This is a genomic window from Pacificispira sp. HM-600 (assembly GCF_977993705.1).
On the sequence record NZ_OZ388079.1, the window covers coordinates 3,258,448 to 3,271,855 of the forward strand.

12 protein-coding genes and 2 tRNA genes are annotated in these 13,408 nt (G+C 67.8%); 10 read left to right on the forward strand and 4 right to left on the reverse strand.

Going from position 1 to position 13,408, the window contains the following annotated elements; all coding sequences use genetic code 11:
• Positions 1-126: 126 nt before the first annotated feature.
• Together ACXZ1E_RS15580 and ACXZ1E_RS15585 are read right to left on the reverse strand one after the other, a co-directional pair.
• The gene (locus ACXZ1E_RS15580) at positions 127-774 is read right to left on the reverse strand and encodes a histidine phosphatase family protein (protein ID WP_458041352.1); all 648 of its coding nucleotides are present in this window, start codon (positions 772-774) and stop codon (positions 127-129) included.
• 23 nt (positions 775-797) lie between these two features.
• Positions 798-1,649: a Sir2 family NAD-dependent protein deacetylase gene (locus tag ACXZ1E_RS15585; protein ID WP_458041353.1), complete on the reverse strand. Its 852-nt coding sequence runs from the start codon at positions 1,647-1,649 to the stop codon at positions 798-800.
• Positions 1,650-1,756: 107 nt separating this feature from the next.
• Here ACXZ1E_RS15585 and ACXZ1E_RS15590 point away from each other — a divergent pair, with 107 nt between their 5' ends.
• The 5 genes from ACXZ1E_RS15590 to ACXZ1E_RS15610 all read left to right on the forward strand — a co-directional run bounded on the left by ACXZ1E_RS15590 (position 1,757) and on the right by ACXZ1E_RS15610 (position 6,880).
• Complete coding sequence (locus ACXZ1E_RS15590; RefSeq protein ID WP_458351995.1) at positions 1,757-2,950, forward strand: ferrochelatase; 1,194 nt, start codon at positions 1,757-1,759, stop codon at positions 2,948-2,950.
• A gap of 36 nt (positions 2,951-2,986) precedes the next feature.
• On the forward strand, positions 2,987-3,547 hold the full coding sequence (locus ACXZ1E_RS15595; RefSeq protein ID WP_458041355.1) for a ribose-5-phosphate isomerase: 561 nt from the start codon (positions 2,987-2,989) through the stop codon (positions 3,545-3,547).
• Positions 3,547-4,560 (forward strand): Fpg/Nei family DNA glycosylase, encoded by a 1,014-nt coding sequence (locus ACXZ1E_RS15600; protein WP_458041356.1) that lies wholly within the window; start codon positions 3,547-3,549, stop codon positions 4,558-4,560. The genes ACXZ1E_RS15595 and ACXZ1E_RS15600 overlap by 1 nt, the downstream gene beginning before the upstream one ends.
• Positions 4,561-4,667: 107 nt before the next feature.
• Positions 4,668-5,375 carry an FMN-binding negative transcriptional regulator gene (locus tag ACXZ1E_RS15605; RefSeq protein ID WP_458041357.1) on the forward strand — a complete coding sequence of 236 codons (708 nt, stop codon included), beginning with the start codon at positions 4,668-4,670 and terminating at the stop codon, positions 5,373-5,375.
• Positions 5,372-6,880, forward strand: a complete 1,509-nt coding sequence (locus ACXZ1E_RS15610; protein ID WP_458351996.1) for an amidohydrolase — start codon at positions 5,372-5,374, stop codon at positions 6,878-6,880. Before ACXZ1E_RS15605 ends, ACXZ1E_RS15610 begins: the two co-directional genes overlap by 4 nt.
• Positions 6,881-7,070: 190 nt before the next feature.
• Here ACXZ1E_RS15610 and ACXZ1E_RS15615 read toward each other — a convergent pair whose 3' ends face one another.
• The gene (locus tag ACXZ1E_RS15615) at positions 7,071-7,556 is read right to left on the reverse strand and encodes a Dps family protein (RefSeq protein WP_458041358.1); all 486 of its coding nucleotides are present in this window, start codon (positions 7,554-7,556) and stop codon (positions 7,071-7,073) included.
• A 160-nt stretch (positions 7,557-7,716) separates the two neighbouring features.
• Between ACXZ1E_RS15615 and ACXZ1E_RS15620 the strand changes: the two genes are divergently transcribed.
• Both ACXZ1E_RS15620 and ACXZ1E_RS15625 read left to right on the forward strand, forming a co-directional pair.
• A complete protein-coding gene (locus ACXZ1E_RS15620) occupies positions 7,717-9,867 on the forward strand; it encodes an acyltransferase family protein (RefSeq protein ID WP_458041359.1) in 2,151 nt (716 codons plus the stop codon).
• A gap of 38 nt (positions 9,868-9,905) precedes the next feature.
• Positions 9,906-10,442: a gamma carbonic anhydrase family protein gene (locus ACXZ1E_RS15625; RefSeq protein ID WP_458041360.1), complete on the forward strand. Its 537-nt coding sequence runs from the start codon at positions 9,906-9,908 to the stop codon at positions 10,440-10,442.
• Between the two features lie 122 nt (positions 10,443-10,564).
• On the opposite strand, the gene ACXZ1E_RS15630 is transcribed toward ACXZ1E_RS15625, so the two are convergent.
• A tRNA-Gly gene (locus ACXZ1E_RS15630) sits at positions 10,565-10,635 on the reverse strand.
• A 285-nt stretch (positions 10,636-10,920) separates the two neighbouring features.
• Here ACXZ1E_RS15630 and ACXZ1E_RS15635 point away from each other — a divergent pair.
• From ACXZ1E_RS15635 to ACXZ1E_RS15645, 3 genes are all read left to right on the forward strand, one after another.
• Positions 10,921-10,994, forward strand: a tRNA-Pro gene (locus ACXZ1E_RS15635).
• Positions 10,995-11,065: 71 nt separating this feature from the next.
• Complete coding sequence (gene tig / locus ACXZ1E_RS15640; RefSeq protein WP_458041361.1) at positions 11,066-12,517, forward strand: trigger factor; 1,452 nt, start codon at positions 11,066-11,068, stop codon at positions 12,515-12,517.
• A gap of 288 nt (positions 12,518-12,805) precedes the next feature.
• A complete protein-coding gene (locus ACXZ1E_RS15645; RefSeq protein WP_458041362.1) occupies positions 12,806-13,390 on the forward strand; it encodes an ATP-dependent Clp protease proteolytic subunit in 585 nt (194 codons plus the stop codon).
• The last annotated feature ends 18 nt before the right edge of the window (positions 13,391-13,408 follow it).

Consider the following 13,408-nt stretch of genomic DNA (forward strand, 5'->3'; position numbering starts at 1 on the left):
GCTACGGCCACGCTCGCTCGGCGCGTCACCTGGGGGTGTCGCGTTTTCCGCAGCGTCTCGCGGGTCAACAGAATCACTCACTGCGTCCTCCGCGTTCAGGCTAGCGGCGCTCGCGGCAATCCGAGCTCAGGCCCGGGTCGTGCTGGGGAAACCGTCGCGTGAGGCGCCGGCGTCATCCGTCGCGAGGCGGATACCCGTGCTGCCGAGACTGCCGCCGACCTCGAGCTGGAACCGGAACGGGTAACCGTTGGCGATGCGTTCACCCGGCCGCGGGAGCGCGCCGTCGCTTGCCACCCGCACGACCTCGGCGATGAGTGCGCCATGCGCGACCGCGATGATGGATGCCCCGGGCATCTCGCGTTCGACATCCGTCGAGATCTCATCCAGTGCTCGCAGTGCTCGCGCGCGCAGATCGGCCGCGGATTCCGCTCCCGGAATCAGATCGCGCTCGGCGGAGCCGAAGAGTGTCGGCACTTCGGCGACAAGGGCACCCTCGGCCTCACCGTAGCCCCGCTCACGCAGCCCCGGATACTCCCGTGGACCGGGCACTCCGAGGGCTTCGGCGATGATCGCGGCCGTCTCGATCGCCCGGGACAGGTCGCTCGAGACGATCGCCACGGGGCCGGCGTCCGCGAGTTCTATGCGGAGCAGTTCTCCCGCCGCGCGAGCCTGCACGCGGCCGGTTTCGTTCAGCGGGATGTCGCTCAGACCCTGGATGCGCCGTTCGCGGTTCCAGTCCGTCTCGCCATGGCGCAGGAGGATCAGATCGGTCACGTCTCCGAGCCTACGGGCAGGAGTCAGCGGGTTGCCGCGAGTCCAGCGGCGAGTGCGCCGAGGACTTCGCTGGTTCCGGCGTCGATCTTGATGGTCGCGCGGTTGTCGGCGCGGGTGACTCCGCGGTTCACGATGATCACCGGAAGTTTGCGCCTGCGCGCCCGTTCCACCAGACGGATGCCCGAATTCACGACGAGCGATGAGCCCGCGATCAGCAGGGCCTGGCTGGTCTTCAGCAGTTGCTCGGCCTCGCGAAACTTCTCGGCGGGGATGAACTCGCCGAAGAACACCACGTCGGGCTTGAGGAGCCCGCCGCACACCGAGCAGTCCGGAACGACGAACCCATCCGTCGACGAGGGAAGGACATCGCCGTCGGGGCCGAGCGGGATGTTCTCGGGCATCGTGACCCAGGGATTGTCGATCTCGATGCGTTCGGAGATGTCGCGCCGGTCGAAGACCTGGCCGCAGTGAGTGCAGAACACGCGACGCATTGTGCCGTGCAGCTCGACGACTCGGCCGCTGCCCGCTCGCACGTGCAGCCCGTCGACGTTCTGTGTCACGACACCCGTGGCGAATTCGTCTGCCTCGAGCCGGGCGATCGCTTCGTGGCCGGCATTCGGTTGAGCGCCCGAGAACGCGTGCCAGCCGAGGTGACCGCCGAGCCAGTAGCGGCGTCGCGAGGACTCGTCTGCCATGAACTGCTGGGCCGTCATGGGCGAGCGAACGGGGGCGCCGTTGCCGCGATAGTCCGGGATTCCGGAGTCCGTCGAGACTCCGGCGCCGGTGAGTACGGCGACCCGGCGTCCTCTCAACGTGGCGACCGCGCGGTCTATCAGCGCGGTCGTCGCGGAATCCAACTCCGAGACAGACGTCATCGTGCCTCCTCGCCGTAAGTGTAGGCGTCGAGGTTTTCCGGGATGTTACGCGAGCAGGGTCGGGCGAACGGGCACCCTGGGCCCGGGGCGGTGGGAGGATGGAGGGTGTGAGCGCAACTCCCGCAGATGTGAACCCCGTCGTCCTCTACGCATCCCCGGCCGCCGCCGGTGGGCCGGAACACGTCGAAGTGCCCGTCGCCTACGACGCGCTCCTGCTGGCGAGCTTCGGCGGACCCGAGGGCCAGGACGACGTGATCCCGTTCTTGCGAAACGTGACGCGCGGTCGTGGCATCCCCGACGAGCGACTCGAAGAGGTCGCCCATCACTACCGGCACTTCGGTGGGATCAGCCCGATCAACGCTCAGAACCGTGAGCTGAAGGTGAAGCTCGAGGCCGAACTCGCCCGCCGAGGCATCGATCTGCCCATCTACTGGGGCAACCGCAACTGGGCGCCGTACCTCGATGAGGCCGTCACGGCCGCGGATGCCGCGGGGCACCGCAGACTCCTCGCCCTCGCCACGAGCGCCTACAGCTCGTTCTCGAGCTGCCGCCAGTACCGCGAGGACTTCGCTCGCGTGCTCGACGAGACCGGTCTGGGCGGGACGGTGACGATTGACAAGATCCGCCAGTTCTTCGACCACCCCGGTTTCATCGCCCCGTTCGTCGCCGGAGTGCGCGAAGCCGTCGCCGGGTTCCTCTCGGATGGCATCGCGCCGGGCGAGATCCGGGTGCTCTTCTCCACGCACAGCGTGCCGATGGACGACGCGCGGCGATCCGGCCCGCGCGACCGGGAGTGGGGTGAAGGCGGCGCCTACGAGACGCAGCACCTCGCGGTCGCCGCGTACGTGATGGCGCAGATCGCGGAAGAGATCCCGGATGCTGCGGATGTTCCGTGGCAGCTGGTCTACCAGTCGCGGTCGGGTCCGCCCTCGCAGCCGTGGCTCGAGCCGGATGTGTGCGACGTGATCGAGGGGCTGCCCGCAGAAGGCGCGCGAGCCGTCGCGATCGTTCCCCTCGGCTTCGTCAGCGACCACATGGAGGTGCTCTGGGATCTCGACACCGAGGCGATGGAGGCCGCGGCGGAGGCGGGTCTCGCCGCCGTTCGAACCCCGACCCCCGGTGTCGACCCGGCGTACGTTGCGGGCCTGGTCGACCTCATCGAGGAGCGCCTGAAGGGCACCCCGACGGCCGAACGCCCGCACGTCACGAAGCTCGGGCCCTGGTTCGACGTGTGTCGGCCGGGGTGCTGCGAGAACGTCCGCGCGGGATTCAAACCCGCGGCATCCGGTATCGCGCCCTGACCGTTCGCCATTCGGCCCGTCCCTAGGATTGAGCCCATGCGCATCCATATCGCCACCGATCACGCGGGGCTGGAATTCTCCACTCGCCTGCAGCACCACCTGAGCGACCAGGGCCACGACGTCGTGGACCACGGCCCGCTCGAGTACGACGCCCTCGACGATTACCCGGCGTTCTGCATCCGTGCCGCTCAGGCGGTCGTTCGCGACCAGGCCGCCGGCATCGAGACGCTCGGCATCGTCTTCGGTGGATCGGGCAACGGTGAGCAGGTCGCGGCGAACAAGGTGCAGGGCATTCGCGCCGCGCTGGTCTGGAACGTTGCGACCGCGGAACTTGCGCGCGAGCACAACGACGCGAACGTCATCGCGATCGGTGCGCGCCAGCACACGTTCGACGAGGCAGCGAAGTTCATCGACATCTTCATCGCCACGCCCTTCACGTTCGAAGAACGGCACGTGCGCCGGATCGGCCAGATCGCGGCGTACGAGGCGGACGGTTCGCTCCTGCCCGATCCGCGCGCGACGCCGGTCGAGAACGGCGGTGCGGCACCGAGTCGCGGGGGAGAAGACATCGACGCCTTCGATCCCGAGGTCGGCTGATGCCCGAAGGCCACTCCGTCCATCGCATCGCGCGTCAGTTCGAGCGAAACTTCGTCGGTCAGCGCGTCTTCGCGTCGAGCCCGCAGGGACGTTTCGTCGAGGGCGCCGCACTGCTCGATGGACGTACGGCGACGGATGTGCGAGCTGTCGGCAAGCAGATGTTCCTCGCGTTCGAGGAGGACCTGTGGTTGCGCGTGCACCTCGGGATGTACGGCGCATGGGACTTCGCGGGCGAGATCGTGGTGGATCCGACGATCGCGGCGGCAAACGGACGCATGGGGCAGACGAATCAGCGGGGGACGGAGTTGGATGCCCCGGTCTTCGATGCCCCGGTGTTCGATTCAGCGGGTGAGAACTCGCTGACCTCGATCGGCGCGCCGCGTCGTGCTCGGGTGCACGTTCGTATGTCCGAGCAGACAACGGGCCTCGCGGACGAGGGTTCGGAGTGGCCGCCGCCGATCGTGGGGCAGGTGCGCCTGCGCCTGATGACCGAGGTGACCAGCGCGGACCTGCGTGGCCCGACTGCGTGCGCCCTGCAGACGCCCGATGAGGTGGCGGCGACGATCGCCAAGCTCGGCCCCGACCCGCTCGTGGATGACCTGGCAGAGGGCGAGGAACGCTTCGTCGCCGCGGTGCGCAAGAAGCCGACACCGATCGGGCTGTTGTTGATGGATCAGTCGATCGTCAGCGGTATCGGCAATGTCTATCGGGCAGAAATGCTCTTCCGCGCGCGCCTGAATCCGCACACGCCGGGGCGTGACGTGCCGGAAGAAGTCGTGCGGGAGCTGTGGCGCGACTGGACGCATCTGCTCGCCATCGGTGTCGAGACCGGCCAGATGATGACGATGGACGATCTCGATCCGGATTGGTACCGCCGCGCCATGGCGCGCCGCGACGATCGGCACTGGGTGTACCACCGGGCGGGCCTGCCCTGCCGCATCTGCGGCACCGAGATCGTGCTGGAAGAGGTCGGGGGACGAAAGCTCTATTGGTGCCCGCAGGACCAGCGCTGACCCCCCTCGGTCCCGCTCCGTGGTCACACATCGACCCTCGCGCGCGCTTCCGACATCGTTCTGCGACAGCGCAACGCCTGGCACGTCGGCCGATCTAGGCTGGGCGGGTGCGCCAGAACCCCTCCTTTGCGATGACCGACGTCGGCGAGCTACGACGGCTCGTGAATCAGCACCCGTGGGTCACGCTCGTCAGCGACACCCCCGACGGACTGGTCGCCTCGCACTACGCCGTGATGCTGGACCCGGCACGTGATGACCTCACGATCGTGGGGCACGTCGGCAAGCCCGACGACCTGATCCACGGTCTGGGTGAGCGTGAGCTGCTCGTCGTCGTTCAGGGCCCGCACGGATACATCTCGCCGTCCTGGTACGGCAGCGTCTTCTCCGGACCTGTCGCGAGCGTCCCGACGTGGAACTTCGTCTCGGCTCATCTGACGGGCGTGCCAGAACTCCTCGACACGGATGAGAACCTGCGGGTGCTCGACGCGCTCGTCGACCGGTTCGAGTCACGGATGCCAGAGCCCCGGGGCATGTGGCAGGCGCCGAACGACGCCACGTTCATCGAACGCCTCGAGCGGGGCACCGTCGGCTTTCGTTTGACGCCGTCGCGGGTCGTCGCGAAACGCAAGCTCAGCCAGAACCGGCCGGGCGACGTCGTCGAGACGATCATCGCCGAGCTGGCGGAGGGCGGGGCGCACCCGAATCCACCGCTCGCCGCCGAGATGCGTCGGGCGCGCGACGCGCAGATTGCGGCCGCGAAACCCGGCGGGACCACGCCCGCAGCCACTGAGCGAACCGGGGGCTTCCCGTCGTGAACGTCGGTGAAACCGTCGGGATGATCGCGAACGCACGCATCGTCGGCGCCGCGATGCCCCTGCCCCTGGGCGACGACCCGCATGACGTCGTGCTCGCGGGCGGGCGAATCGTCGACATCGCCCCGGCTGGCGCGCTGAAGCATCCGGCATCCGCGGCTGTGCTCGACGCGGACGGCGGATGGCTCATGCCCGGGTTGTGGGATCACCACGTGCACCTCACACAGTGGGCGCTGCGGGCGGCCCGCGAGCCGCTCGATCACGCGTCCTCCGCCGCCGAGGCGACGCGAATCATGGCTGCGGCGCCGGTGCTCGCGGATGGACGCCGCATCGGCACGGGATATCGCGACGCGCTGTGGGCGGACGAGCCCGAACGCCTGCTGCTCGATGCAGCGACGGGCGATGTCCCGACGTACCTGATCAACGCCGACGTTCACTCGGTATGGCTCAACACGGCCGCGCTTCGTCGCGAGGGACACGATCCCCTCGGCTCGGGCGTCTTGCGAGAGCTGCCGGCCTTCGAGATCTCGCGGCGACTCAACGCGATCGATCCGGCCCGCGGCGATGTTCTCGTCGATGCTGCGGCGCGCGGGGCCGCGATGCGGGGGATCGTCGGTGTCGTCGACCTCGACATGGCATGGAACGAGGATGCCTGGGTGCGCCGTCTGGCGGCCGGTTTCGATGCGCTCCGGATCCGGTTCGGGATCTACCCGGCAGATCTTCCGCGCGCCGTGGCCGAGGGACTACGTACCGGCGATGCCGTTCGCGGCGCGGCATCCGATCTGGTGCGCGTCGGGCCCTTCAAGGTCATCACAGACGGGTCGCTCGGCACACGGACCGCGGCCTGCTCGCACCCGTACCCCGGCACCCACGGCGACCACGGCGTGATGACCGTCCCGCCCGAGGAACTGCTGGAACTCATGACCGTCGCAACGGCCGGGGGCCTGGAGTCCGCGGTGCATGCGATCGGCGATGTCGCCAACTCGCACGCCCTGGACGCATTCGCGCGGACGGGCGCGGTCGGCACGATCGAGCACGCGCAGCTCGTGGCCCACGCAGACCTGCACCGCTTCGCGCGCCTCGGGGTCGCCGCGAGCGTGCAGCCCGCGCACGCGGTCGATGACCGCGACATCGCCGACCATGAATGGGCGGCGCAGACCGCGCTCGCCTACCCGCTCCGCGCTCTCGCGGATGCGGGCGCCGAGCTGCGGTTCGGATCGGATGCCCCGGTCTCGGCTCTCGACCCCTGGACCGCGATCGCGGCGGCCGTCTACCGGACGAACGACGACCGGCCGGCCTGGCACCCCGAACAGTCCGTGCCATTCGAGCTGGCGCGCGCGGCGTCGACCGAGCGCGGATCGGGATCGGATGCCGTGGGCATTGAACCCGGTGCGGTCGCTGACCTCGCCCTGTGCGAGGCCGACCCCCGTGTCGCGGACGCCGCGGGGCTACGCGGAATGCGCGTCGCCGCGACGATGATCGCTGGCCGGCTCACGCACCGGGCCTGAGGCATCCGCTCTCCTCACGAGAACCTGTCCGGGGAAACAGGAGATCTGCCGAGAACAGGAGATCTGCCGAGAACAGGAGAATGCGCGCGATACCGTCCTGTTCTCAGCGAACTTCCTGTTGTCGGCAGCAACGCAGAAGGGCCCCCGGATGATCCGGAGGCCCTTTTACAGCGCCTGAGGCGCGGGGTCTTTACTCGCTGACGTGAGCGAACAGGAACCAGCGGTCCTTCTCGAGGCCGCGCTTGATCTCGACCGCAACGTCCTGGCTGGTCAGGTCGACCTCGTCGAGGCCGTCGATCGCGGCCTGCAGGTCGATCAGGATGGCGTCCATGTCGGCGATGATCGCCGGGATCTCGACATCCGACTTAGCGAAGCCGGCGGGAACGCCGGTCGCTCCGGCCTTGGCCGCAACGGCTGACACACGGGCGTCGATCGGCAGGCCGAGGGCGACGATCCGCTCGGCGGCGAGGTCAGCCCAGCCGCCCGCGTTCGCCACGACGGTGTCGAGCAGCTCGTGAACGCCGATGAAGTTGGCGCCGCGCACGTGCCAGTGCGCCTGCTTGCCGTTGATCGTCAGGGCCTGCAGGCCGAGGACGACGGGGGAGAGGAACTGGGCGGCCGCAGCCGACACATCAGGGTCGCTGACGGTTGTGGAAACGGTCTGAATCTTCGTCATTTTGGTCCCTCCGGCCGCGATGTTCGCGGCGACTCTGGGGTAAACGCTACTCAGCCTCAGACATTCCGCAAGCAAGCTGAGGCTCGGCTTAGTGCCGGAAACACGCGGCAAATCACACGACGATGCGGGCATCCCGTGAACGACCGGGTAGCGTCGTCTGGTGCCCTCCGCAGACCATGAACTCGGCCCGCAGAATCTGGGCGCCCCGTCGCAGATGCTCCGACGCGAACGACGAAATCGTTCTCCCGAACACGCAGAGCCGTCGCGTTTCATCCCGCACGTACAGGGATTGCGTGCGATCGCCGTCCTGTTCGTGGTGCTCTATCACTTCTGGCCGGGTCGTCTCTCGGGCGGATATGTCGGTGTCGACGTGTTCTTCGTCATCTCCGGGTTCCTGATCACCGGTCACCTCATGCGCGAGCTCGAGGCGACGGGTGGCGTGCGACTCGCGCAGTTCTGGGCCCGTCGTGCGCGGCGGCTCCTGCCCGCGTCGCTTTTGGTCCTGTTGTTCTCCGCCATCGTCGTCGCATCGCCGTACCTCTTCCCGCTGTCGGCGCTCCCCAACGAGATCCGCGAGATCATCGCCTCGGCGTTCTACGTCGAGAACTGGTATCTGGCATTCGCTTCCACCGACTACCTCGCGCTCACGGGGGAGCCGACCACGGTGCAGCACTACTGGTCGCTGTCGCTCGAGGAGCAGTTCTACGTGCTCTGGCCGTTGGTCATGCTGCTCGCGGCATGGATCGGCGTGAAGTTCTTCCGCGGCGCCCGACGCCGCGCGATCATCACGACGCTCGGCGTTGTGACCCTCGCATCCTTCGTCTTCTGCGTCGTCTTCACGATCACGAACCCGGCTCCCGCCTACTTCGTGACCTTTACCCGCATGTGGCAGTTCGGGGTCGGAGCGCTCATCGCCCTGGTCCCGATGTTGCGGATCCGCAACGCGATCGGCAGCTTCGTGCTCGGCTGGGCGGGCATCGTCGCGCTGCTGTACGCCGCCTTCCAGTTCGATGGACAGACACCGTACCCCGGGTACATGGCTCTCGTGCCGACGCTCGGAGCGGCGGCCGTGATCGCCGCGTCGAACACCGCGCGGTGGTGGTACCCGACCCGCATCCTGTCGATCCGTCCCGCACAGTTCGTCGGGGACATCTCGTACAGCCTCTACCTGTGGCACTGGCCGCTGATCGTGATCGCGCCATCCGTCCCGTTCTGGGGTTTGACGATCTACCACCGTGTGACACTGCTTGCCCTGTGCTTCGTGCTCGCCTGGCTCACGAAGAAGTTCGTGGAGGATCCGGCGCGAGCCTGGAAGGTCCTGACGAAGCGCCCGCCGCGCGTGACTCTCTGGGCGTCGCTGGTCGCGATGATCCTCGTGGGGGCGACCGCGGCCGGCGCCTGGGCGATCAACGCACCCGCTTATCGCGAGGGCGTTGCAGCGATCGAACAACTCCGTTCCGACCCGCCCGAGTGCTTCGGGGCGGCGAGCGTGCTCGATTCGGCCTGTGCCGACGTCGACTTCGGCGACCAGGTGCTGCCCGCGCCCGGTTTCGCTGCCGCGGATATGCCCGCCGACGAACAGTGCTTCGTGCAGCTCAACGACTCCCGTGCCGTCACGTGCGAGTTCGGATCGGATGCAGCGGATGCTCCGCGTGTCGCGCTCATCGGCGACAGCCACGCGTTCCAGCTGCTGTCGACGTTCGAGCGCATCGCAGCCGAGAACGGATGGCACCTCACGACGCTCTTCAAGGGCGCATGCCCGTGGAGCACGACACCGCTGTCGACGCCCGGCGCCTTCGGGGCCGCCTGCGCCGACTGGCGCGAGAACGCGGTCGAGGTGCTCGACGGCGGCGACTTCGATGTCGTCTTCACGGCGGGGCTCTCGGCCACACCGTTCTCGTCTGCGGGGTACGACAGCGTGCACGACGCCGCCGTGGCGGGCTACCGCGAAGCATGGAGCGGGATGCTCGATCGCGGCATCCCCGTCGTCACCGTCGTCGACAATCCGGTCTGGGAGAACGACCCGAACAAGTGCCTGCGCACCCAAGGGGTGGGCAATTGCGATGGTGCCCGTGACGACCTGCTGACCGACCAGGATCCGCTGAAGGATGCGGCGGAAGGCACCGCTGGTGTCACGCTGCTCGACTTCACCGATGTGTTCTGCGACGACACGACGTGCTTCCCGGTCGTCGGCGGGGCGAACGTGTACCGAGACGAGAATCACCTGACAGTGTCGTTCGTCGATTCGCTCGCGCCGCAGTACACCGCTGCGCTGCGGGATGCGATCTCGGCGGGTGTCCCAGGGGAGTAGGGCGCGCGGGCCGGTGCGCGGGTCGTAAGGTCGGATCCATGACCGTTTCAACCGATGCATCCGTTCTGTCCGTCGCCGGACGCATCCCATCGCTCGATGAGACCGCGTTCGTCGCGGCCGGAGCGCGACTCGCCGGCGCCGTGCGTCTCGACGCGGGGGCGAGCGTCTGGTACAACGCGATCCTGCGCGCCGACCGCGACTCGATCTCGATCGGCGCGGGCAGCAACATTCAGGACAACGTCTCGGTACACGTCGACAGCGGCCACCCGGTGGTGATCGGCCGTGATGTCTCGGTCGGTCACAACGCCGTCGTGCACGGGTGCACGATCGGCGACGGGTCGCTCATCGGCATGGGCAGCGTGGTGCTGTCGGGTGCCGTGATCGGTGCCGGATGCCTCGTGGCTGGTGGCGCGGTCGTTCTCGAGGACATGGAGATTCCGGATGGCTCGCTCGTCGCGGGCGTGCCGGCCAAGGTTCGGCGGGCGCTCACCGACGAGGAGCGCGCCGGTCTGCTGCGGAACGCCGAGGTGTACGTGGTGCTGTCCGCCGAGCACGCGGACGCCGCGCCGGCCTGATTCGCACCCGTACGGTCGCTGAGCCCGTCGAAGCGACGCGCAGGCTGTCGCCCGCTCGGATGCGCTTCCACACAGCACGATCGCCCCGCCGCTCGGCCTACGGCCGAACGTCAGGGCGAGAGAGGGGCTGACGAGAATCGAACTCGCATCATCTGTTTGGAAGACAGAGGCTTTACCACTAAGCTACAGCCCCGAATTCAGCGCAATTATGCCGAAAATGGGTGATTCAGTTTTGGTCGATCCGCCGCGACGAGGCGCGGCATCCGAAAGTCTACCGGAACGCAGACGCGGTGCTGTCCGGGTCGCGGAGGCAGGGGTCACTTCGACAAGCTCAGCGACCGGGGGTTGGCTCAGTGGCCGAAGGCGCTGCTCATTGACCGTGCGGGAGCAGCGCGATCCGGGCCGCGACGGCGCGGTGAGGGACTCGGCTAGACTCTTGGGGGTCGTTTCTTACCCGCGTTGACCCGCGGGGCCACCCCGGGGCGTAGCTCAGCTTGGTAGAGCGCCCGCTTTGGGAGCGGGAGGCCGCAGGTTCAAATCCTGTCGCCCCGACGGACGATCCACACAGACCCTGACCCGCAGCGCAATCGCGCGTGCGATCAATCACGAGGAGAACAACCAGCATGGTGAATAGCACCGTCGAGCAGCTCAGCCCCACGCGCGTCAAGCTGCACATTTCGGTCACGCCCGAAGAGCTGAAGCCCAGCATCTCGCACGCCTACGAGCACATCGCCCAGGACATCCAGGTGCCCGGCTTCCGCAAGGGCAAGGTGCCCGCGCCGATCATCGACCAGCGCGTCGGTCGCGGCGCCGTCATCGAGCACGCCGTGAACGAGGCACTCGACCGCTTCTTCCGCGAGGCCGTTAACGAGAACAACGTTCGCGTTGTCGGGAAGCCCTCCGCCGACATCGTCGAATGGCCGAGCGACAAGGACTTCTCCGGCGACCTCAAGGTCGAGGTCGAGGTTGATGTTCGCCCCGAGGTCACCCTGCCCCCGCTCGAGGGCATCACGCTGACGGTCGACGCCGTCGAGGTCGACGAGTCGGCTATCGACGAAGAGCTCGATCGCCTGCGCGGCCGTTTCGGCACGCTCATCACGGTCGACCGTCCCGCCAAGACCGGTGACTTCGTCGAGCTCGACATGGTAGCCACGATCGACGGCGCCGAGATCGACCGCGCCGGTGGCGTTTCGTACGAGGTCGGCTCGGGCGAACTGCTCGAGGGCATCGACGAGGCCATCGACTCGCTCACCGCGGGCGAAGAGACCACCTTCCGTTCGACGCTCGTTGGCGGCGACCACGCCGGCGAAGAGGCCGAGGTCGTCGTGTCCGTCACCGCCGTCAAGGAGCGCGAGCTGCCCGAGGCTGACGACGACTTCGCTCAGATCGCGAGCGAGTTCGACACCATCGCCGAGCTGCGCGAGAGCCTCAGCGAGCGGGTCGGCCAGCAGTCGGCCTTCACGCAGGGCTCGGCCGCGCGCGACAAGCTGATCGAGACGCTCCTGGAGCAGCTCGACATCCCGGTTCCCGCTCAGCTCGTCGAGGACGAGGTGCACACGCACCTCGAGGGCGAAGGCCGCCTCGAAGACGACGTGCACCGCGCCGAGGTCACCGAGGCGAGCGAGAAGCAGTTCCGCACGCAGGTCGTGCTCGACAAGCTCGCCGAGGACGCCGACGTGCAGGTCTCGCAAGAAGAGCTGAGCCAGTACATCATCCAGTCCGCGGCCCAGTACGGCATGGCCCCCCAGGAGTTCATGCAGGCGTTGCAGCAGGGCAACCAGCTGCCCGCGCTCGTCGGTGAGGTCGCCCGCAACAAGGCCCTCGCCGTTGCGCTCGGCAAGGTCACCGTCGTCGACACCAACGGCAAGCCCGTCGATTTGTCCGGTTTCATCGCCGTGGATGACGAGGAGCTGGACGAGGACTTCCTCGACGCCGAAGAAGAGGTCGTCGAAGAGGCCGAAGAGATCGCGGACGCTGCGGCCGAGGCCGACGCCGTGATCGAGGCCGAAGAGAAGCCGAAGAAGAAGGCGCCTGCGAAGAAGGCTCCCGCGAAGAAGGCCGCCGACAAGGCGTAGTCGCCCGAGCGACAAGAGGGGGGTGGATGCCGAGGCATCCGCCCCCCTCTTCCTGTCCCCACGCGCACACCGACCGGCCTGGGGCGTCAGAATCCCGTTGGGGCGCGGGGCCCCGCGCCCCAACGGGACCTCAACGCCCCAAGTTGAGAATTGCGACGCCCCAAGTCGAGAGGGGGAGCGCGAGGCGCGGGCCCGCCGCGACACCCGCTCTGCCCAGGGCGAACACGGGCGAAGCCGCCGATCCGCGCCGGTAGATTCGTCGCAGACGTACAACGAATGGGAGCAACGATGGCCGAACCATTGATGGCAACGAGTGTCTTCGACAGGCTGCTGAAGGACCGCATCATCTGGCTGGGATCCGAGGTGCGTGACGAGAACGCCAACGAGATCTGCGCCAAGATCCTGCTGCTCGCCGCGGAAGACCCCGAGAAGGACATCTTTCTCTACGTGAACTCACCCGGTGGCTCGATCACCGCCGGTATGGCGATCTACGACACGATGCAGTTCGTGCCGAACGACATCGTCACGGTCGGCATCGGCATGGCCGCCTCGATGGGACAGTTGCTGCTCACGAGCGGCACGAAGGGCAAGCGCTACATCACGCCCAACGCGCGTGTGCTCCTGCACCAGCCCCACGGTGGGTTCGGCGGTACGTCGAGCGACATTCAGACGCAGGCCCAGCTCATCGTCTCGATGAAGAACCGCCTGGCCGAGATCACGGCAGCGCAGACGGGTAAGTCCGTCGAGCAGATCAACGAAGACGGTGACCGCGACCGCTGGTTCACCGCCGATGAGGCCCTCGAGTACGGCTTCGTCGATCACATCCGCGCGCACCTTTCCGACGTCACTGGTGGCGGCGGGACGGCTAGCTGAGGCATCCGAAGGACAGAC

Coding starts and splice junctions, on each gene's coding strand:
- ACXZ1E_RS15645 (WP_458041362.1), top strand. CDS start 12,806: ATGGCCGAACCATTGATGGCAACGAGTGTCTTCGACAGGCTGCTGAAG.
- ACXZ1E_RS15595 (WP_458041355.1), top strand. CDS start 2,987: ATGCGCATCCATATCGCCACCGATCACGCGGGGCTGGAATTCTCCACT.
- ACXZ1E_RS15585 (WP_458041353.1), bottom strand. CDS start 1,649: ATGACGTCTGTCTCGGAGTTGGATTCCGCGACGACCGCGCTGATAGAC.
- tig (WP_458041361.1), top strand. CDS start 11,066: ATGGTGAATAGCACCGTCGAGCAGCTCAGCCCCACGCGCGTCAAGCTG.
- ACXZ1E_RS15615 (WP_458041358.1), bottom strand. CDS start 7,556: ATGACGAAGATTCAGACCGTTTCCACAACCGTCAGCGACCCTGATGTG.
- ACXZ1E_RS15625 (WP_458041360.1), top strand. CDS start 9,906: ATGACCGTTTCAACCGATGCATCCGTTCTGTCCGTCGCCGGACGCATC.
- ACXZ1E_RS15600 (WP_458041356.1), top strand. CDS start 3,547: ATGCCCGAAGGCCACTCCGTCCATCGCATCGCGCGTCAGTTCGAGCGA.